16 protein-coding genes are annotated in these 19,160 nt (G+C 73.5%); 10 read left to right on the top strand and 6 right to left on the bottom strand.

From position 1 onward, the window contains the following. Positions 1-96: 96 nt before the first annotated feature. Positions 97-942: a 3-methyl-2-oxobutanoate hydroxymethyltransferase gene (gene panB, locus AB0B55_RS05185; RefSeq protein WP_357134865.1), complete on the bottom strand. Its 846-nt coding sequence runs from the start codon at positions 940-942 to the stop codon at positions 97-99. A 117-nt stretch (positions 943-1,059) separates the two neighbouring features. Continuing rightward, complete coding sequence (locus tag AB0B55_RS05190; RefSeq protein ID WP_357134864.1) at positions 1,060-2,817, bottom strand: NAD+ synthase; 1,758 nt, start codon at positions 2,815-2,817, stop codon at positions 1,060-1,062. 237 nt (positions 2,818-3,054) lie between these two features. Between AB0B55_RS05190 and glnA the strand changes: the two genes are divergently transcribed. From glnA to AB0B55_RS05210, 4 genes are all read left to right on the top strand, one after another. Continuing rightward, positions 3,055-4,404 (top strand): type I glutamate--ammonia ligase, encoded by a 1,350-nt coding sequence (gene glnA / locus AB0B55_RS05195; RefSeq protein ID WP_355051478.1) that lies wholly within the window; start codon positions 3,055-3,057, stop codon positions 4,402-4,404. Positions 4,405-4,504: 100 nt separating this feature from the next. Next, positions 4,505-4,930, top strand: a complete 426-nt coding sequence (locus tag AB0B55_RS05200; protein ID WP_355051479.1) for a DUF350 domain-containing protein — start codon at positions 4,505-4,507, stop codon at positions 4,928-4,930. A gap of 66 nt (positions 4,931-4,996) precedes the next feature. After that, positions 4,997-5,689 carry a WYL domain-containing protein gene (locus AB0B55_RS05205; protein WP_357170608.1) on the top strand — a complete coding sequence of 231 codons (693 nt, stop codon included), beginning with the start codon at positions 4,997-4,999 and terminating at the stop codon, positions 5,687-5,689. Between the two features lie 127 nt (positions 5,690-5,816). Further along, positions 5,817-6,194: a VOC family protein gene (locus AB0B55_RS05210; protein WP_357134861.1), complete on the top strand. Its 378-nt coding sequence runs from the start codon at positions 5,817-5,819 to the stop codon at positions 6,192-6,194. Between the two features lie 28 nt (positions 6,195-6,222). Here the strand turns inward: AB0B55_RS05210 and AB0B55_RS05215 are convergent, their stop codons facing one another. Then, on the bottom strand, positions 6,223-6,747 hold the full coding sequence (locus tag AB0B55_RS05215) for a helix-turn-helix domain-containing protein (protein WP_357134860.1): 525 nt from the start codon (positions 6,745-6,747) through the stop codon (positions 6,223-6,225). 83 nt (positions 6,748-6,830) lie between these two features. Between AB0B55_RS05215 and AB0B55_RS05220 the strand changes: the two genes are divergently transcribed. Further along, complete coding sequence (locus tag AB0B55_RS05220) at positions 6,831-7,739, top strand: oxidoreductase (RefSeq protein WP_357134859.1); 909 nt, start codon at positions 6,831-6,833, stop codon at positions 7,737-7,739. A 95-nt stretch (positions 7,740-7,834) separates the two neighbouring features. On the opposite strand, the gene AB0B55_RS05225 is transcribed toward AB0B55_RS05220, so the two are convergent. Continuing rightward, positions 7,835-8,290, bottom strand: a complete 456-nt coding sequence (locus AB0B55_RS05225) for a hypothetical protein (RefSeq protein WP_357170610.1) — start codon at positions 8,288-8,290, stop codon at positions 7,835-7,837. 178 nt (positions 8,291-8,468) lie between these two features. On the opposite strand from AB0B55_RS05225, the gene AB0B55_RS05230 reads away from it, so the two are divergent. Further along, the gene (locus AB0B55_RS05230) at positions 8,469-9,347 is read left to right on the top strand and encodes a virginiamycin B lyase (protein ID WP_357170612.1); all 879 of its coding nucleotides are present in this window, start codon (positions 8,469-8,471) and stop codon (positions 9,345-9,347) included. A 246-nt stretch (positions 9,348-9,593) separates the two neighbouring features. Here AB0B55_RS05230 and AB0B55_RS05235 read toward each other — a convergent pair whose 3' ends face one another. After that, complete coding sequence (locus AB0B55_RS05235; protein WP_357134845.1) at positions 9,594-10,529, bottom strand: LD-carboxypeptidase; 936 nt, start codon at positions 10,527-10,529, stop codon at positions 9,594-9,596. A gap of 103 nt (positions 10,530-10,632) precedes the next feature. Here AB0B55_RS05235 and AB0B55_RS05240 point away from each other — a divergent pair, with 103 nt between their 5' ends. Together AB0B55_RS05240 and AB0B55_RS05245 are read left to right on the top strand one after the other, a co-directional pair. Continuing rightward, positions 10,633-11,400: a type 1 glutamine amidotransferase gene (locus AB0B55_RS05240; protein ID WP_357134847.1), complete on the top strand. Its 768-nt coding sequence runs from the start codon at positions 10,633-10,635 to the stop codon at positions 11,398-11,400. Next, a complete protein-coding gene (locus AB0B55_RS05245; RefSeq protein ID WP_357134848.1) occupies positions 11,400-14,453 on the top strand; it encodes a bifunctional [glutamine synthetase] adenylyltransferase/[glutamine synthetase]-adenylyl-L-tyrosine phosphorylase in 3,054 nt (1,017 codons plus the stop codon). Before AB0B55_RS05240 ends, AB0B55_RS05245 begins: the two co-directional genes overlap by 1 nt. A 5-nt stretch (positions 14,454-14,458) precedes the next feature. On the opposite strand, the gene AB0B55_RS05250 is transcribed toward AB0B55_RS05245, so the two are convergent. Further along, positions 14,459-16,042, bottom strand: a complete 1,584-nt coding sequence (locus AB0B55_RS05250) for a hypothetical protein (protein ID WP_357170614.1) — start codon at positions 16,040-16,042, stop codon at positions 14,459-14,461. A gap of 44 nt (positions 16,043-16,086) precedes the next feature. On the opposite strand from AB0B55_RS05250, the gene mptB (AB0B55_RS05255) reads away from it, so the two are divergent. After that, the gene (mptB, locus tag AB0B55_RS05255; RefSeq protein WP_357170616.1) at positions 16,087-17,487 is read left to right on the top strand and encodes a polyprenol phosphomannose-dependent alpha 1,6 mannosyltransferase MptB; all 1,401 of its coding nucleotides are present in this window, start codon (positions 16,087-16,089) and stop codon (positions 17,485-17,487) included. Positions 17,488-17,511: 24 nt separating this feature from the next. Then, entirely contained in the window at positions 17,512-19,062 is a 1,551-nt protein-coding gene (mptB, locus tag AB0B55_RS05260; protein ID WP_357170618.1) for a polyprenol phosphomannose-dependent alpha 1,6 mannosyltransferase MptB, read from the top strand. Positions 19,063-19,160 lie beyond the last annotated feature (98 nt).

Consider the following 19,160-nt stretch of genomic DNA (forward strand, 5'->3'; position numbering starts at 1 on the left):
GGCCTTCCTGCATCACTACAATCACCACCGACCCCACACCGCCACCGGCGGCCTACCACCCATCACCAGGTTGACCAACCTCCCTGGACAGCACACCTAGAAGGTGTGCTCGGCGGCCGGGAACTCGCCGCCCCGGACCTCCTCGGCGAAGCGCCGGGTGGCGTCGGTGAGGACGTCGGCGAGGTCCGCGTACCGCTTCACGAAGCGTGGCGCCTTGCCGGTGCGCAGGCCGGCCATGTCCTGCCAGACGAGCACCTGGGCGTCGGTGTCCGGGCCGGCGCCGATGCCGACGGTGGGGATGGACAGCTCGTGGGTGATCTGCTTGGCCACCACGCCCGGCACCATCTCCAGCACCACCGCGAACGCGCCGGCCTCGGCCACCGCCCGCGCGTCCGCCAGCACCTCGTCGGCCGTGTCGCCCCGCCCCTGCACCCGGTAGCCGCCCAGGGTGTGTTCGCTCTGCGGGGTGAAGCCGATGTGCGCCATCACCGGGATGCCGGCGCCGACGATCGCGGCGATCTGCGCGGCGCAGCGCCGGCCGCCCTCCAGCTTCACCGCGTGGCAGCCACCCTCCTTCATGAACCGGACGGCGGTGCGCAGCGCCTGGGCCGGGCCCTCCTCGTACGAGCCGAACGGCAGGTCACCGACCACGAGGGTCTGCCGGGTCGAGCGCACCACCGCCCGTACCAGCGGCAACAGGTCGTCGGCGGTGATCGGCAGGGTCGTCTCGTAGCCGAAGACGTTGTTCGCCGCCGAATCACCGACCAGCAGCACCGGTACGCCGGCCCGGTCGAAGATCCCCGCCGTGTACTGGTCGTACGAGGTGAGCATCGGCCACCGTTCGCCGCGCTCCTTCGCGGCGATCAGGTCGCGGGTGCGGACCCGACGGGTGGCCGGTCCGCCGTACAGCGCGGTCACCTCGTGCGGAGTGGACTCGATCATGACTGTCTCCCTTCCTCGAGGCCGCCTGCGCGGTCCCCGGGCTTCGCCGATCGTCGCACCGCGCGACAGCCTGGCGGCAGGGCCCAGTGGAAGATGTCACTCCGGAGGCGCGGGACGTCAGCCGTGCTCGCGCCACCGGTTCGTGATCGGCAGTCGACGGTCCCGGCCGAACGCCTTCATGGAGATCTTCGTGCCCGGCGCGGACTGGCGTCGCTTGTACTCGGCGGTATCCACCAGTCGCAGCACCTTGTCGACCACGGCCGGGTCGTGGCCCGACTCGACCAGCCCGTCGCGGCCCAGGTCGCCGTCGACGTAGCCGATGAGGATCGGGTCCAGCACGTCGTAGTCGGGCAGGGAGTCGCTGTCGAGCTGGCCCGGGCTCAACTCGGCGCTCGGCGGCTTGCCGATCGAGTTCTCCGGGATGGGGGCGGTCTCGCCGCGACGGGCCGCGTCCGCGTTGCGCCACTTCGCCAGACGCCACACCAGCGTCTTCCAGACGTCCTTGATCGGGTTGAAGCCGCCGACCGAGTCGCCGTACAGGGTGGAGTAGCCGACCGCCAGCTCGCTCTTGTTGCCGGTGGTCAACACCAGGTGGCCCTCCTGGTTCGACAGCGCCATCAGGATGACCCCGCGTACCCGGGCCTGGAGGTTCTCCACGGCGATCCCGGACAGCGACAGGTTCGCCAGGAAGGCGTCCACCATCGGCTGGATCGGCTCGACGCGGTAGTCGAGCCCGGTGCGCTTGGCCAGGTCGGCGGCGTCCTCCCGAGAGTGCTCGGAGGAGTGCTGGCTGGGCAGTGACACGCCGACCACCCGGTCCGGGCCGAGCGCGTCGACGGCGATGGCGGCCACCACCGCCGAGTCGATGCCACCGGAGAGGCCGAGCACCACCGAGGCGAACCGGTTCTTGTTGACGTAGTCGCGCAGGCCCAGCACGAGCGCGTGCCAGACCTCGGCCTCGTCGGCGACCGGCTCGATCAGCCCGCCGGTGACGGCCGGGCCGGACGGCGCGGGCGGGGCCGCCTCCACCGCGTGGTACGACACCCGCATGCCGTCGGCGACGCTCTCGCCGCCCGGGGTCGTCGTGGCGGCCGGCAGCTCGACGTCGTGCACGAGCAGGTGCTCGACGAACTGTGGGGCGCGGGTGAGCAGGTCGCCGTTGGCGGCGACGATCATCGAGTCGCCCTCGAAGACCAGCTCGTCCTGGCCGCCGATCATGTTGACGTACGCGATGGTGGCGTTCGCCTCGGCCGCCCGGCGGCGGACCAGCGGCAGCCGGATGTCGTCCTTGTTCAACTCGTACGGCGAGCCGTTGATGTTGACCACGAGGCCGACGCCGGCCTGCCGGGCGGCGGCGAACGGCCCGCCGGCCTGCCACAGGTCCTCGCAGATGGTCAGCGCGACGTCCACCCCGCCGATCCGCACGACGGTCAGCTCCTCGCCGGAGACGAAGTAGCGGTCCTCGTCGAAGACGCCGTAGTTGGGCAGGTGGTGCTTGAAGTAGCGGGCGACCACCTCGCCGCGGTGCAGCAGCGCGGCGGCGTTGCGCGCGCCCCGCCCCGGCTCGGCGTCCCCACTGACCTGCGGCGGGCCGTCGGCGTCCAGGTAGCCGACGACGACCGGCAGGTCACCGAGACCGTCCCCGGCGAGGTCGGCCGCGAGCTGCCGCAGGGCGGCCTGGGACGCGGCGACGAAGGACCGCCGGAAGACCAGGTCCTCGACCGGGTAGCCGGTCAACATCATCTCCGGGAAGAGCACCAACTGGGCGCCGGCGTTGGCGGCCTGGCGGGTCCAGTTGCGGACCAGGTCGGCGTTGCCGGCGAGGTCGCCGACGCTCGGGTTGACCTGTGACAGGGCGAGACGCAGGGTGGGCATGTCCTCATCTTGCCTCAGCTTCGGCCGAGCAATCCGTACCCTCGGACGAGACGGCGGCCACGTGCGGACGCCGCGCGGCCGGCGTGCCGCATCGGTACCGCTCGCCGGGCGGGACGCGAGGGGACGGGCGGCGGCGGTTCGCGTAACGTCTGCGTAACCAGGCCCGGGAACACTGGGCGGTCAGGTCGGGCGCAGCCCGGCCAAGGCGGACAAAGAGTGTCGCGAGGGGTTGGGGAAGTGGACCGTCAGCAGGAGTTCGTCCTCCGTACGCTGGAAGAGCGGGACATCCGGTTCGTCCGGCTGTGGTTCACGGACGTGCTGGGCACGCTCAAGAGCGTCTCGGTGGCGCCCGCGGAGTTGGAAGCGGCCTTCGAGGAGGGCATCGGCTTCGACGGCTCGGCGATCGAGGGCTTCGCGCGCGTCTTCGAATCGGACATGGTCGCGATGCCCGACCCGACCACCTTCCAGGTCTTCCCGTTCGAGGGTGGGGTCAGCGGCGAGAGCGCCCGGATGTTCTGCGACATCCTGCTGCCCGACGGCGGGCCGTCCTGGGCCGACCCGCGGCACGTGCTGCGCCGCGCGCTGTCCAAGGCTGCCGAGAAGGGCTTCACCTTCTACACCCACCCCGAGATCGAGTTCTTCCTGCTGGAGAACGGCCCGCAGGACGGCTCGGTGCCCACCCCGGTGGACACCGGCGGCTACTTCGAGCACACCACCCACGCCGTGGCCCGCGACTTCCGTCGCCAGGGCGTGCTGGCGCTGGAGCGGATCGGCATCTCGGTGGAGTTCAGCCACCACGAGGTCGCGCCCGGCCAGCAGGAGATCGATCTGCGCTACGCCGACGCGCTGACCACCGCCGACAACATCATGACCTTCCGGCACGTGGTCAAGGAGGTCGCGCTCTCCACCGGCGTGCAGGCCAGCTTCATGCCGAAGCCGTTCACCGACCAGCCCGGCAGCGGCATGCACACCCACCTGTCGCTGTTCGAGGGCGAGCGCAACGCCTTCCACGACGGTGGCGACCCGATGAAGCTCTCCAAGGTGGCGAAGTCCTTCATCGCCGGCCTGCTGATGCACGCCCGGGAGTACACGGCGGTCACCAACCAGTGGGTCAACTCGTACAAGCGGCTCTTCCCGCAGGCGCTGCCGGACCGGATCACCGAGAGCCCGGCGTACGTCTGCTGGGGTCACCTGAACCGCTCCGCGCTGGTCCGGGTGCCCGCGTACGGCAAGCCGAACTCGGCCCGGGTCGAGGTCCGCTCGCTGGACTCGGCCACCAACCCGTACCTCGCCTTCGCGGTGCTGCTCGGCGCGGGCCTCAAGGGCATCGAGGAGGGCTACGAGCTGCCGCCGGGCGCCGAGGACGACGTCTGGTCGCTGAGCAGCGCCGAGCGCCGCGCCATGGGGTACGAGGCGCTGCCGGAGAACCTGGCCGAGGCGATCGACGTGATGGCCGAGTCCGAACTGGTCGCCGAGGTGCTGGGCGAGCACGTCTTCGACTTCTTCCTGCGCAACAAGCGGGCCGAGTGGGAGCAGTACCGCCGCGAGGTCACCCCGTACGAGCGGCAGCGTTACCTGGCGCTCTAGGGCAGGGCATCGGCGCGGGGCTGACGCGCTTGCCCGCTGCGGCTATCGTCTCGATCACCGCGCCGGTACCCCTTCCGGGCGGAGAGTCGGGAGGCAGTCGGTGCTGGAGGACCTGCTCAGCGGTGCCTGGCAGAGCGTCGTGTTCGGGATCGTGGGCGTCGGGCTCATGGCGGCCGGGTTCGGGCTCGTCGACCTGCTGACCCCGGGGCGGTTGCGCGAGCTGATCTGGGTCGAGCGCAACACCAACGCGGGGCTGCTGCTCGCCGCCAACCAGCTCGGCATCGCCGGCATCGTCTTCACCGCGATCCTGACCAGCTACAGCGACTTCGCCAAGGGGCTCGCCTCGACCGTGGTCTTCGGTCTGGTCGGGCTGGCCATCATGGCGCTGGCCTTCTTCGTGCTGGACCTGCTCACCCCGGGCAAGCTCGGTGAGGTCATCTGCTCGTCCGAGCCGCACCCGGCGGCCCGGGTCAGCGCCGCCACGCACTTCGGTGCCGCGCTGATCGTCTGCGCCTGCATCGCCTGAGCCCGCACGGCCTGAGCCCGCACGGCCTGAGTGCGGGCGTCGTACCCCGGTCGTAGCGTGCCGGGCATGAACCGTACGGACCGCCTCTACGCCCTGGTCGAGGAGCTGCGGGCGGTGTCGCCACGGCCGCGCAGCGCGCGCTGGCTGGCTCTGCGCTTCGAGGTGAGCAGCCGGACCATCGAGCGGGACATCGGCGCGCTCCAGCAGGCCGGGGTGCCGATCTGGGCCGAGTCGGGGCGTACCGGCGGCTACGTCCTGGACCGCGCCCACACCCTGCCGCCGGTCAACCTGACCGCCGCCGAGGCGGTCGCGATGGCGGTGGCGCTGCACCGGCTCGCCGGCTCGCCGTTCGCCGGGCCGGGTGCCACCGCGCTGCGCAAGCTGCTGGCGGTGCTGCCGGCCGCCGACGCCGCCGAGGCGCACCGGCTCGCCGGCCGGGTGCACCTGGTCGGCGACGGGCCGGCCACGCCCGTCCCGGCCACCGTCGCCCACGCGGTCACCGCGCGGCGGGTGCTGCGCATCCGGTACGACGACCGCGCCGGCGTCGACTCGCTGCGGGACGTCGAGCCGCTGGGCTACCTCGGCAACTCCCACCACTGGTACCTGGTGGCCTGGTGCCGCCTGCGCGCCGAGGTGCGATGTTTCCGCACCGACCGGATCCGCGAGGTCGAGGCCCTGCCAGAGGTGGTGCTCCGGGACCTCCGTCCGGAGGACCTGGACATCCCCCACGAGCGGGTCCGCGCGCTGAGTCTGGTCTGAGCGCGCGGTCCGGGTGGCCCACCCGGCCGGGTGATCGGGAAACACCGACAGGACGGTGTCGCGAACGACGTCGAGACTCCTCCGGGAGACGGCCGGACGGCCGGAAACGCGAAGACCTGGAGGCAGTATGTCCGCGACGCCCATCACGTGGTTCGAGATCGGCACCGACCGGCCGGAGGAGGCGGAGCGCTTCTATGGCGAGCTGTTCGGCTGGACCTTCAACGAGGAGGGCTCGGCCGACGGCGGTTCCTACCGGGTGACCGGGGCCGGTGGCGACACCGGGATCGGCGGCGGAATCCGGGCGACCGGCGGCACGTCGCCGAACTACGCGATCCTCTACGCCGAGGTGGCCGACGTCGAGGAGACCTGTCGGCGGGCCGAGGCGGCCGGCGCCCAGGTGGTGGTGCCGGCCCGGACCACGCCCACCGGGCTCACGTTGGCCCAGCTGATCGACCCGGTCGGCAACCGCCTGGGCGTGTTCGCGCCCCCGCCCCGACAGAGCTGATCACTTCTCGGCTGGCCCGGACTGAAGCTCAGGTCCGGGCCGGGCTGAGGCCCTGATCGCGTAGGCCGGCGACGACGATCTGAACGAGGGCGCTGCTGCCACGGTGCCGCGCGGTCGCGGCGCAGCCGATCACGAGGGCTTGAATGTCGTCGGGAGTGACGTCCGGCCGGATGGTTCCGCGTTGCTGCGCCTCGTGCAGGAGGTCGGCGAAGGCGGCGTTGAGGGCGGCGTCCGCGTCGGCGGGTATGTGGTATCCACCGCGGTCCAGCGCGTCCGCGATGGCGCGATTGGTGCGGCAGGCCTCCACCATGACGGTGAAGAACTCGGCGAAGTCGATGCCGGAACGGGCCTTGTCGGTCAGGGCGTGGAGCCGGTCGAGCACTACGGCCTCGATGAGCGACTCCTTGGTCGGAAAGTGCCGATACACGGTGCCGGCGCCGACGCCCGCGCGACGGGCGATCTCGTCGATGGGCACGTCCAGGCCCTCGGCGGCCAGGCTCTCGTAGGCGGCGTTCAGGACGCTCTGGCGATTGCGGCGAGCATCGGCACGCATGAGGATCCTCCGGCCTGTCGACAAGCGGGGCGGCCGTTCCGTATAGTTGAAACGGGGCGACCGTTCCGATTATAGGAGACGCCGTGTGGAGTGCGCGCGACATACCCCGGCTCGACGGCACCACCGCGTTGGTGACCGGAGCTACCGCCGGAATCGGCCTGGAAACGGCAATGGCCTTGAGCGCTCAGGGAGCCCACGTGGTGATCGGCGCTCGCAACGCGGCACGCGGTGCGGACACCCTGCGCGCGTTACCCGGCAGAGGCAGCGTCCTCGCCCTCGAACTCGCCAGCCTCCAAGCCGTGCGGCAGGCGGCAAGCGACCTCCACCAGCGCTTCGAGCGACTCGACATCCTGATCAACAACGCCGGCCTGTGGTGGCAGCCCGCACGGCGTACCCAGGACGGCTTCGAGTCTCAGTTTGGCGTCAACCACCTCGGCCACTTCGCGTTGACCGGTCTCCTCCTCGACATGCTTGAGCGGTCACCGGCCGGGCGGATCGTCACGGTCAGCAGCAAGGGGGCCGCCGCCGGGTCCGTCACGCACCTCGACCCCAGGAACCTCGACGGGTACCGGCCAGCCAAGGCCTACAACGCCGCAAAACTCGCGAATCTGCTGTTCGCGTTCGAACTGCAGCATCGACTCGCCGCGTCCGACTCATCGACGATCAGCCTCGCGGCCCACCCCGGTGGAGCACGCACCAGCCTGTTTCGTGACGCATCGCCAGGCTTCCGCATCGCCAACGCGACGATTGGGTGGCTGTTCACCCAGTCTGCCCAGGCCGGTGCGCTGCCCGTACTCCGGGCGGCGACCGACCCGCGGGCCGCCGGCGGCGAGTACTACGGGCCGGGTGGCCCCGGCCAGTTCAAGGGCGCCCCGAAACCGCAGCGGGCCCCGAAAGGCGCCTACGACCCGGCCACCCGACGTCGACTGTGGGAGATGTCCGAAGTGGCGACAGGCGTCGCCTACCCCTTGCGTGCCGAAGCTGCGCACTGACGATTCCTGCGGCCCGCCCCAGGAGGCCGGACCTGGTCTGACCGGAGGACCAGGGCCGGCCGGGGGCCTACCGGGGCGGCCCTGGTTCCGCCGGGTTACTGGCCGGGCGTACCTGCCGGTGCGCCGTGGCCGCCCAGGCCGCGGTGGCCGCCCGGACCGGGGAAGACGCCGGCCTCCACGGCCTTGGTGATGGCGTCGGCCTGCTCCTGGGTGAGTTTGCCGTCCTTGACCGCCTGGTCCAGCCGCTCCTTGAGCGCGGCCTTGCGATCCTCGGCGGAGTGGCGCTGCGGCCGGTCGGCTGGCCGGTGCTGCTCGCGGATCTTCTCCAGCGCGGCGGTCACCTTGTCGGTCGGCACGCCCAGCTCCTTGGCCAGATCCTCGGCGAACTGACCCTGCCGGTCGGCCTTGGCTCCGGGCGCCGGGGCGGTGCTGGCGCTCGGCGACGGCGAATCGGCGGCGAAGGCGATCGTCGGGGCCGCGATCCCGACGCCGAGGATGCCGGCGGCGGCCAGGCCGGCCAGCATGTGCTTCCTACTGATGGTGCGGGACATGCTCTCCTCCAGAAAGCTAGGTGGTACGTGATGTCGTCACCGACAGTGACGGGTGAGCCTGGGCGCGACCCGTGGCGAACCTGTCAGCGAGCTGACAATCGAAGGCGGAAATCGGTTGTGTCGTCGCTTGTCGGGCGGTCAGGGTCGGTCCACCGCCAACGAAGGGACGTACGCCGGGATGAGAGTCGAGATCCGGGAGATCGCACTCGTCGAGCCGGACGCCGGCCCGTACGGCATCACGGTCGGGCCCGACGGCGCGCTGTGGCTGACGCTGGTCCACGGCGGTGGCATCGCCCGCCTGGACCCCGACGGCTCGGTCCGAACCCATTCGCTGGAGCCAGCCGGCGGCCGTCCGTTGATCATCACGACGGGTCCGGACGGTGCGCTCTGGTTCACCCGCTCCGGTGATGACCGGATCGGTCGGATCACCGTCGACGGCGAGCAGCGCACGGTCGCCCTGCCGGCCGGTACCGGGCCGGGTGGCATCGCGGCCGGACCCGACGGGGCACTCTGGTACGCGGGGATGACCTCCGACACGATCGGCCGGGTAACCACCGACGGCACGGCGACCGCCTTTCCGCTGCCGGTCACCGGCGGGTTCCCCTCGATGATCACCGCCGGCGCGGACCACGCCCTCTGGTTCACCCTCAACCGCGCGAACGCGATCGGCCGGATCGCCCTCGACGGCACGGTGAGGCTGTACCCTTTGCCCACCGCGGACGCCGGGCCGGTCGGCATCGCCCTGGGCGCGGACGGCGCCATCTGGTTCGTGGAAATCACCGCCGGCCAGGTCGGCCGGATCGACGTTGATGGCGTGATCGTCGAGTTCCCACTGCCGGACCGGGCCGCGCGCCCGCACGCGATCGTGGCCGACCCAGCGGGTGGGGCCTGGTTCACCGAGTGGGGCGCCAACCGGATCGGCCACCTCGATCCGAATGGACGATTCGAGAGCTACGCCCTACCGACCCCGCAGTCGGAACCACACGGCGTCGTCCACACCCCGGATGGAGTGTGGGCAGCCCTGGAAACCGGCGCACTAGCCCACCTGACCCCCTGACCCATACCCCTCCGACCCCCGGCCCCCGGCCCCCGGGCGTCCGGCCCCCTGGCCTCCCGGCCCCCTGGCCTCCCGGCCCCGGCCCCCTGGCTTCGTTGATCAAGAGGTTTGCGTCAGAATCCGGCCCGGAACTGACGCAAACCTCTTGATCAACGAGGTCGGGGCCGGGGCTGGGCCGGGCCGGGTTGGGTCGGGGCCGGGCGCGGGGCCGGGTCGGGGCGGGTCGGGGTCGGGTTGGGGTTGGGGTTATTGGACTGCGGGGGTGACCTTCAGGGTGTTGGTTTCGGTGTCCAATCGTGCTTCGGTGCCTACCGGGACGGTCAGTTGGTTGTGGCCGTGGCCGATGGGGAGGCCGCCGAGGACCGGTACGCCCAGGTCGCCGAGGCGTTCGGTGAGCACGTCGACGATCGTGGTGTCCCAGCCGTCGCCGCAGTCGGTGAACTGCCCGACCGCCACCCCGGCCAGCCCGTCCAGCGCACCGGCCCGGCGGAGCTGGGTGAGCATCCGGTCGACCTTGTACGGAGGCTCCTGCACGTCCTCGATCAACAGCACCGCGCCGGTCAGGTCGGGCAGGTCCGGTGTGCCGATCGACGCGACGAGCAGGCACAGGTTGCCGCCGAGCAGGGTGCCGGTGGCGCGGCCGGGGACGCGTACGTCGAAGGTCTCCTCGGTGGGGACCGCCTGAACGGTCACCGGCTCGGTGGTCATCAGCGCCGCGTGCAGGGACTCGGCGGAGCGCAGCGGCGTCCGCTCGTCCCGCCAGGCCGCTCCGGGGCCGTGTACCCCGGCCAGTCGGGCGCCCCGCCACAGGGCGAGCTGCAACGCGGTGATGTCCGAGAAGCCGGCCACCACCTTCGGGTCGCGGCGCACGGCTGCCATGTCGATGGCGTCGACGATCCGCTGGGCGCCGTAGCCGCCCCGGGTGCAGATCACCCCACGGATCTGGGGGTCGGCGAAGGCCCTGTTCAGGTCGGCGGCCCGCAGGTCGTCGGTGCCGGCGAGGTAGCCGTGGCGGGCGTACGCGTTCGGGGCCGGTATCGGGCGCAGGCCCCATCCGGTGAGCAGCTCCACGCCCCGGGCCACCCGCTCCGGCGAGGTCGGCCCGGACGGCGAGACGAGCAGCACCGTGTCACCCGGGCGCAGCACGGGCGGGCGGACGACGGTGGAGTCCTCGTTGATCACAACCGGAGAGCCTAGCCACCGCGCCGACACGACGGCCGCCAGCCGGTGGCACCGACCCGTGCCGGGGCGTGGCGGAGCGCGCCGCACCCGCTAGCCTCGACGGGTGGCAACCGCGCTGGTGATCGAGAACGACCCGACGGACGACGCGCGCCGGTTGGGTGAGTGGCTGACCGAGGCAGGGCTGGATTTGTGGGTGGTCCGCCCGCACGCCGGTGAGGAACTTCCCGCCGACCTTGAGGGGTACGCGGCACTGGTGGTGCTGGGTGGCGACCAGCAGGCGTATCCGCTGCCGGACGGCTCCCCCGGGGCGCCCTGGTTCCCGGCCGTGGAGGGGCTGCTGCGCAAGGCGGTCCGGTACCGCGTGCCGACCCTGGCTGTCTGCCTGGGCGCGCAGCTGCTCGCCACGGCGCATGCCGGGCTGGTGGAGCGGAGCCCGTCCGGGCCGGAGATCGGCCCCGGTGTGGTGGGCCGGCGCGACGCGGCCGAGCAGGACCCGCTGTTCCGGTACGTGCCGCTGATCCCGGACGTGCTCCAGTGGCACTCCGACGAGATCACCGAACTGCCCCGGGGCGCCACCCTGCTGGCGGCCTCCACCCGCTATCCGCACCAGGCGTTTCGGCTCGGCGACCGGGCCTGGGGGTTGCAGTTCCACATCGAGTGCGACACCGAGATGATCGGCGACTGGGCCACCGACTCGACCCTGCTCGCCGAGTTGGGCTACGACCCGGAGCTGGTGGTGGCGGCATGCGACTCGGTGATGGTGGACGTCGAGGAGGTCTGGCAGCCGTTCGCCGCCCGGTTCGCCGCGCTGGCCCTCGGCGAGTTGGACGACAGCACGATCCGGCGCGGCCTGCCGCTGCTCGGGCACTGATGAGCCGGCCGACGAGGGCCCCGGGCCGGCTCGCCCGCTACGGCTTCGGCATCGCCGAGGGCGACGGCGGGGCCCGCGCCGCGGACCTGCTCGGCCCGGACGGGCTGGGTCTCTGGCAGCCGGAGGAACAGGAGCCGGTCGACGACGCGGCCGGGGAGCTGCTCGCCGCGCTGTCCCGGGCCGCCGACCCGGACCTGGCGCTGCGCCAACTGCACCGCATCGTCGAGGCGGAGAGCCGAACCAGCGCCGCCGGCACCCCGCGCGGCACCAGCGCCGCCGGCACCAGCGCCAGCTCGCCGCTGCTCGCGGAGCTGCACGCCGACCCCGGGCTGCGGCGTCGGCTGATCGCCGTGCTGGGCGCGTCGTCGGCGCTCGGCGACCATCTGGTGGCGAATCCCGAGCACTGTCTGACGCTGCGTACCGCACCGGACGGGCTCGCGCCGATCGCCGACGGTCGGCTGGAGCCGGCCGGCGACGGGAACCCGGTGGCGGTGCTGCGTGCCGCGTACCGGCTCTCCCTGCTGCGGATCGCGGCGGCCGACCTCACCGGCGGCCGGGCCCTGGAGCAGACCATGGCGGCGCTGTCCGCGCTGGCCGACGCGACCCTCGCGGCCGCGTACGAGATCGCCGTCGCCGAGTTGGCGGCGGGCACCGAGCGGCCCCGGCTGGCCGTGGTGGCGATGGGCAAGTGCGGCGGCGGCGAGCTGAACTACGTCTCCGACGTGGACGTGATCTTCGTGGCCGCCGAGGACGCCGACCTGCCCGCCGCGACCCAGGTGGCGACCCGGCTGATCTCCGTCTGCGGGATGGTCGCCTGGCCGGTGGACGCCGCCCTGCGGCCCGAGGGCAGTCGTGGCCCGCTGGTGCGTACCCTCGCCAGCCACCTCGCCTACTACCGCCGGTGGGCACGCACCTGGGAGTTCCAGGCGCTGCTCAAGGCCCGCCCGGCCGCCGGGGACCTGCCGCTGGCCCAAGAGTGGATCGACCAGCTCGCGCCGCTGGTGTGGAGCGCCGCCGAACGCCCCGAGGCGGTCGAGGACGTCCGCGCGATGCGCCGCCGGATCATCGACAACATCCCGCCGAAGGAGCTGGAACGCGAGATCAAGCGCGGTCCGGGCGGGCTGCGCGACATCGAGTTCGCCGTTCAGCTCCTGCAACTCGTGCACGGCCGCGGCGACGAGACCCTGCGGGCGCCCGGCACCATTCCGGCGCTGCGCGCGCTCGTCGCCGGTGGCTACGTCGGCCGCGCCGACGGGGAGTCGCTGCTGCGCGGCTACCGCTTCCTGCGCGCCGTCGAGCACCGGCTCCAACTCCAGGCCCTGCGCCGTACGCACACCGTGCCCACCGAGCCGGGGGCGCTGCGTTGGCTGGCCGCCGCGCTGGGTTTCGTGGCCACGCCGGGCCGCAGCGCCGTCGAGAGCTTCCGGGCCGACTGGGTCACCCACGCCACCGAGGTACGACGGCTGCACGCCAAACTGCTCTACCGGCCGCTGCTGGAGTCGGTGGCCCGGGTACCCGCCGACGGGCTGCGGCTCACCCCGGAGGCGGCCCGGCACCGGTTGGAGATCCTCGGCTTCGCCGACCCGGCCGGGGCGCTGCGTCACCTCCAGGCGCTCACCGGCGGGGTGAGTCGTACGGCGGCCATCCAGCGCACCCTGCTGCCGGTGCTGCTGAGCGAGTTCGCGGACGCGCCGGAGCCGGACCGGGGGCTGCTCAACTACCGCAAGGTCTCCGACAAGCTGGGCAGCACCCCCTGGTACCTGCGCCTGCTGCGGGACGGCGGTCCCGTCGCCCGCCGGCTGGCCCGGGTGCTGGCCCTGTCCCGGTACGTCGCCGACCTGCTCGCCCGGGATCCGGAGGCGCTGCGGCTGCTCGCCGAGGAGAACGAGTTGTCGCCGCGTCCGCGTCCGGTGCTGCGTGACGGCTTCCTCGCGGCGGCGGCCCGGCACACCGACCCGGTCGAGGCGACCCGCGCGGTGCGGGCGCTGCGCCGCCGGGAGCTGGTCCGGGTGGCCTGCGCGGACGTGCTCTGCCGGGCCGGCGCGCTCGCACCCACCCCGACCCGGGCGGACGGCACGACGCGGCCGTCACCCGGCCTGGCCGACATCACCGAGGTCGGTACGGCGCTCGCCGACGTCACCGACGCCACCCTCGCCGCAGCGCTGCGGGCCGCGCGGGCCAGCCAACCGGCCCCGGACGGACTGCGGTTCGCGGTGATCGGAATGGGCCGCCTCGGCGGGTACGAGTCGAACTACCTCTCCGACGCCGACGTGCTCTTCGTCTACGACCCGCCCGCCGGCAGCAGCGAGAGCGCCGCCAGCGCGGCCGCGCACGCCATCGCGGAGGAGCTGCGTCGACTGCTCGGCGTACCCGCCCCCGACCCGCCGTTGGGTGTCGACGCCGACCTGCGCCCCGAGGGCCGGCAGGGTCCGCTGGTGCGCAGCCTCGCCGCGTACGCCCAGTACTACGCCCGCTGGTCCCGGGTGTGGGAGGCGCAGGCGCTGCTGCGCGCCCGGTTCGTCTGCGGTGACGCCGACCTGGGCGCCGAGTTCGAGGCGATGATCGAGCCGGTGCGCTACCCGGCCGACGGGTTGACCCGCGAGCAGGTCGTCGAGATCCGTCGGATCAAGGCCCGGGTGGAGACCGAGCGGCTGCCGCGCGGGGCCGACCCGGCCACCCACACGAAGCTGGGCCGGGGCGGGCTGGCCGACGTCGAGTGGGCGGTCCAGCTCGTCCAGCTCCGACACGCGGGCGCGATCCCGGAGCTGCGCGGCACGCGTACCCTCGATGCCCTCGCGGCGGCCGAGCGGGCCGGCCTGATCGATGCGGCGGACGCCGCGGAGATGGCCGCCGGCTGGTCCCTGGCCGCGCAGGTCCGCAACGCGCTGATGCTGGTCCGGGGCCGGGCCGGCGACCAGTTGCCCCGGCACGGCGTGGAGCTGGCGGGGGTGGTCCGGCTGCTCGGCCACGACGACCCGGGGGAGTTCCTCGACGAGTACCTGCGCACCGGCCGCCGCTCCCGCGCCGCCGCCCAGCGCGTGCTGGAGGGGTAGGAAGATCAGCCGAGGGTGTAGTCGCCGGCGCGGGGGACGGTGACGCTGGTCCAGTCCCCGTCGGCGCGGACGGTCGCGCCGCCGGACGCGGTCAGCCAGCGGCTGTGCCGCACCCGGACCGCCACCGGGCCGGCGGTCGGGGCCCGGAAGGTGACTGCCGCGCCGTCCGCGCGGACCAGCTCGGCGGGCGCGGCGACCAGCGGCGTCGGGTCGGCCACCGCCCAGACCCGCCAGTGCGGGCCGGACCAGGCCGGGGTCAGGTACGGTAGGCCGCCCTCGACGAGTTCCGCCTCGGCCCGCCCCACCCAGGACAGCGGGGCGTCCGGCACCGCCACGTACTGCACGGCGTTCTCCGCCAGCCAGGCCCGGTAGCTGGCCGGGGTGAGCGGCACGCCGGTGCCGGTCGCGCCCGGCACGGTGGTGAAGAAGAGCGGGTTGCGGTCGATGTCGGCCTGCCGCAGCCAGCCGCGGGCCAGCGGCACCTCACCGAGGCGGGCCGCCTCCCAGTAGTTGCGGGTCGGCGGCACCTCCACTCGGCCGGTGAGCCGCTGCCCGGCCAGGAACGCGCGCAGCGGCGCGTGATAGCCGGGCGCGCTGGTCGGGTCGCCGATGCTCCGCAGGTCCGCCGGGACCACCGGCGGCTGCCACCCGCAGACGGCCGCCAGCAGCGCGGCCAGGCCGATCCCACCCAACAGTCGGGCCGGCACGGGCCCGACAGCCGGCCGGCGGGCCAGGCGGGTCGACAGCCAGGCCGGCGGGCGGGCGGCGGCGGCCAGCACCGGCAGCGCGAACATCGTCGCCAACCGGGTCGCGTTCAACCCCACCGGCGTGTGCACTCCGGCGGCGACCAGCACCCCGGCGGCGGCCAGCAGCGCGCCGAACCGCACCGGCCGGTACGCCACCAGCGCCGCCACCAGCAGGCTCGTCACCACCGCCCGCAGGGTGTCGGTGCGGCTGATGTTCATCCAGCCGCCGTCGCCGAAGAGCACCGCGGTCGCGCCCAGCGGCACGGCCGCCGCGACGCCGAGCGCCAGCCCGTCGGCGTACCGGCGGGCCAGCAGCAGCGCCGCGCCCGCCAGGCCGACGAACAGGCCGGCCACCGGGCTCGTCGCCGAGGCCAGCAACGCGCCGGCCGCGGCCAACGCGACACGACGACCCGGGGGTACGCCCCGAGTCAGCGCGACCAGCGCAGCCAGCCCGAAGGCGACACCGAGGGCGTACGTCACCCGGCCCGAGACCAGGTTGCCGGCCAGCGTGACCACGCCGATCAGGCTGCCCAGCAGCGGACGCGGCACCGGGCTGCGGACCAGCAGCGCGGCCAGCGCGGTCGCCGACGCCACCAGCGCCAGCGCGCCGGTCACCCGCACACCGAGCACCGCCATCACGGGCTGCGACACCAGGCTGTAGCCGAACTGCTGCACCCCGCCGTACCAGCGCAGATCCACCGGGGTGAGGCCGTGGGCGGCGAAGAAGTCGGCGCGGGCGACCTGCGCGGAGAGGTCCGAGCCCATCAGCGGCAGGGCCAACCAGAGCGCGCCGAGCACGACGGAGCAACCGGCGGCCACCGCCACCACCCGACTGCGCCGCATGCCCACCTCCGTACCGCGACAACCGTACTGGCAGCATGTCCGGCGTGCCTCACCACCTCGCGCGCTGGACCGGACTGGCGGGATCGGTGCTTCTCGCCGTCGCCGCGTTCCTGGGCGGCGCCCTGCCCGACTCGCCCCTGCGCAGCAACCCGGTCAGCATCTGGCAGGGCGCGAACGGACCGCTGGTGCTCATCGCCTGGCTGGTCGGCACCGGGCTGCTGGCGTACGCCTGGTGGTCGCTGCGCGACGACGTGCCGTCGACCCGCTGGGCGCTGGTCACCGTCGGGCTCTGGCTGCTGCCGCTGCTGATCGCGCCCCCGCTGGCCAGCCGCGACGTCTACGCGTACGCCTGCCAGGGCGCCAGCTACGCCGCCGGGATCAACCCGTACGAGCAGGGTGTCTCCGCGCTGCCCTGCCCCTGGCTGGACACCATCTCGTACATCTGGCGGGACACCCCGGCGCCCTACGGGCCGCTGTTCGTGGTGCTGTCCGGCGCGGTGGTCAAGGCCACCGGCTCGCTGACCGGCGCGATCGTGGTGTTCCGGCTGATCGCCGTGGCGGGGGTCGCGCTGATGGCGGTCAGCCTGCCGGTGCTGGCCCGACGGGTGGGCGTACCGGCCTCCCGGGCGGTCTGGCTGACGCTCGCCTGCCCGCTGGTCGCCGTGCACCTGGTCTCCGGCGCGCACAACGACGCCCTGATGGTCGGCCTGCTCGTCGCCGGGCTGGCCGTGATCGCCTCCCGGCCCGGACGCCCCGGCCCGCTGCTCGCCGGTGGCGTGCTGCTCGGTCTCGCCGCCGGCATCAAGGTGACGGCGCTGGTCGTGGTGCCGTTCGCCGCGCTGGCCGCGATCGTCGGCGGGTACTCGATCCGCGCGCTGATCCGCCACGGCGGCTGGGTGGTCGGCGGCGCGGTCGCCGTCGTGGTCGGGGTGACCTTCGCCGCCGGCCTCGACTTCGGCTGGGTCGGTGGGCTGGCCCGCGGCGGTGACGTGATCGCCTGGACGTCGCCGTCCACGGCGGTCGGGCAGACCGTCGGCTACCTGGCGGTGCCCTTCGGCGGGCACGTCGACGCGCTCGCCGTCACCCGGGGGGTCGGCGTCGCGGTGCTGGCGGTGCTGCTGGTGTGGCTGTGGTGGCGGGCCCGCACGCGGGAGCCGCTGTGGTACGCCGCCGTGGCGCTGACCGCCACGGTCGCCCTCGCGCCACTGTTCCACCCCTGGTACTGGGTCTGGCCGCTCGCGGTGCTGGCGGCCACCGCCCGGCGTACCGGATGGTTCATCGTCGTCGCGCTGGTGGCGTCGTTCCTGGTGCTGCCCGATGGCACCGGGCTGCCCCGCTACACCAAGACGGTCGGGGCGCCACTGATGACGCTGTTGGTGATCGTGCTGGCCATCCGGTTGGTACGGTCGGCTCGGGCGGCCCGCCAACCGGTCGCCGCCGACTAGGTCGACCAGGGGGAAGGTGCGCCGGTGACCACTCCCGGCGCGCCTTCGCCGGTTCCCGGCCTGCTGGCCGCCCGGTTTGCCCGGTACGCCGGCCTGGTCGGCGCGGTCCTGCTCGCCGTGGCCGGGTACCTCGGCGGGGCGCTGCCCGACGCCCCACTGAACGTCACGCCCGTGTCGATCTGGCGAGCCCCGGGCGGCGCGGCAACCTTGGCCTGCTGGCTGGTCGGCACCGCGCTGCTCGTCGGCGCCTGGTGGTCACTGCGCGCCGGTGCGCCGTCGAGCCGGTGGGCGTACGTCACCGCCGGGCTGTGGGCGCTGCCGCTGCTGCTCGCGCCGCCCCTGGGCAGCCGGGACGTCTACTCGTACGCCTGCCAGGGCTGGACCTACGCGCACGGTGTCGACCCGTACGCCGTCGGGGTGGCCGCCTCGGGTTGCCCGTGGGGGGAGACGGTGGCACCGATCTGGCGGGACACGCCGGCGCCGTACGGCCCGGTGTTCGTGCTGCTCGCGGCGCTCGCGGTGACTGTCGGAGGCGGGCTCACCGGCACTGTCGTACTGCTGCGGGTCATCGCCGTGGCCGGGTTGCTGCTGGCCGCGCTCTGCCTGCCTCCGCTGGCCCGGGCCACCGGAGTGCCGACCCGGCGGGCGGCCTGGCTGGCGCTGGCCGCGCCACTGGTCGGCGTACACCTGGTGGGCGGCGCGCACAACGACGCCGTGATGCTCGGGCTGTTGCTGTGCGGGCTGCTGGTGGCGGTCCGTTGGCCGGGCCGGCCCCCCGCGCTGCTGCTCGCCGGGGCGCTGCTCGGGCTGGCGGTCACCGTGAAGGCCAGCGCAATCGTGGTGGTGCCGTTCGCGGCGCTGGTGGGAGCGTCCGGCCGGACGGTGTTCCGCAGCGGCGCGTGGCTGGGCGGCGGGCTCCTGGGCGCGCTGCTGGTCGCCTCGGCGCTGTCCGGCCTCGGATTCGGCTGGGTGGGTGGGTTGACCCGCAGCGGCGACTCCGAACAGTGGACATCGCTGCCCACCGCCGTCGGGTTCGTCGTCGACTACGCCGGCGCGGTGGTCGGGCGGGACCCGCAGGCCGTGCCGGTGGCCCGCGCCATCGCGTTGGTGCTGCTCGCGGTCGTGCTCGTGGCCCTCTGGTGGCGCACGTGGCGGCGAGTTGCCGCCGATTTGGGCGGGCTGGCGGCTGGCTCAGGCGGGCTGCTGGACGCCTCGGGCGGGCTGGCGGTCGGCCGCGATGCGCTGTCAGCCATTTCGGGCGGGTTGCCGGCCGGGGCGGCGCGGTGCCGAGCGGTACTGCACGGCGCCGGCCTGGCCCTGGTCGCCACCGTCGTCCTGTCCCCGGTCTTCCACCCCTGGTACGCGACCTGGCCGCTGGCCCTGCTCGCGCTCAGCGCCGCCCGGACCACGTGGTTCGTGCTGCCGGCCGCCGTGGCTGCCTTCCTGGCGCTGCCCGACGGCACCAACCTGGCCCGCTTCACGAAGGCCCCCGGCGCTCTCGCGATGACCGTCCTGCTCCTGTTCCTGCTTCTCCGGATGTGGCGGCACGCACCGGAGCGCTCGCTACGTCCCTGACCACCGGTCGGATGCGCGAAGATCGCGCTCGAACATGGATGTAGTGGCTTCTGGCGCGTTCGAGGCCACTACATCCAGGATCGAGCACGATCTTGGTG

This window comes from Micromonospora sp. NPDC049107 (genome assembly GCF_040648595.1).
In the GTDB taxonomy this organism is placed as follows: domain Bacteria; phylum Actinomycetota; class Actinomycetes; order Mycobacteriales; family Micromonosporaceae; genus Micromonospora.

Bases quoted from the DNA above. Each gene is read 5' to 3' on its own strand.
- AB0B55_RS05230 (WP_357170612.1), top strand. From the start codon at position 8,469: ATGAGAGTCGAGATCCGGGAGATCGCACTCGTCGAGCCGGACGCCGGC.
- AB0B55_RS05225 (WP_357170610.1), bottom strand. From the start codon at position 8,290: ATGTCCCGCACCATCAGTAGGAAGCACATGCTGGCCGGCCTGGCCGCC.
- panB (WP_357134865.1), bottom strand. From the start codon at position 942: ATGATCGAGTCCACTCCGCACGAGGTGACCGCGCTGTACGGCGGACCG.
- AB0B55_RS05190 (WP_357134864.1), bottom strand. From the start codon at position 2,817: ATGCCCACCCTGCGTCTCGCCCTGTCACAGGTCAACCCGAGCGTCGGC.
- AB0B55_RS05250 (WP_357170614.1), bottom strand. From the start codon at position 16,042: ATGCGGCGCAGTCGGGTGGTGGCGGTGGCCGCCGGTTGCTCCGTCGTG.
- AB0B55_RS05210 (WP_357134861.1), top strand. From the start codon at position 5,817: ATGTCCGCGACGCCCATCACGTGGTTCGAGATCGGCACCGACCGGCCG.
- AB0B55_RS05245 (WP_357134848.1), top strand. From the start codon at position 11,400: ATGAGCCGGCCGACGAGGGCCCCGGGCCGGCTCGCCCGCTACGGCTTC.
- AB0B55_RS05215 (WP_357134860.1), bottom strand. From the start codon at position 6,747: ATGCGTGCCGATGCTCGCCGCAATCGCCAGAGCGTCCTGAACGCCGCC.
- AB0B55_RS05205 (WP_357170608.1), top strand. From the start codon at position 4,997: ATGAACCGTACGGACCGCCTCTACGCCCTGGTCGAGGAGCTGCGGGCG.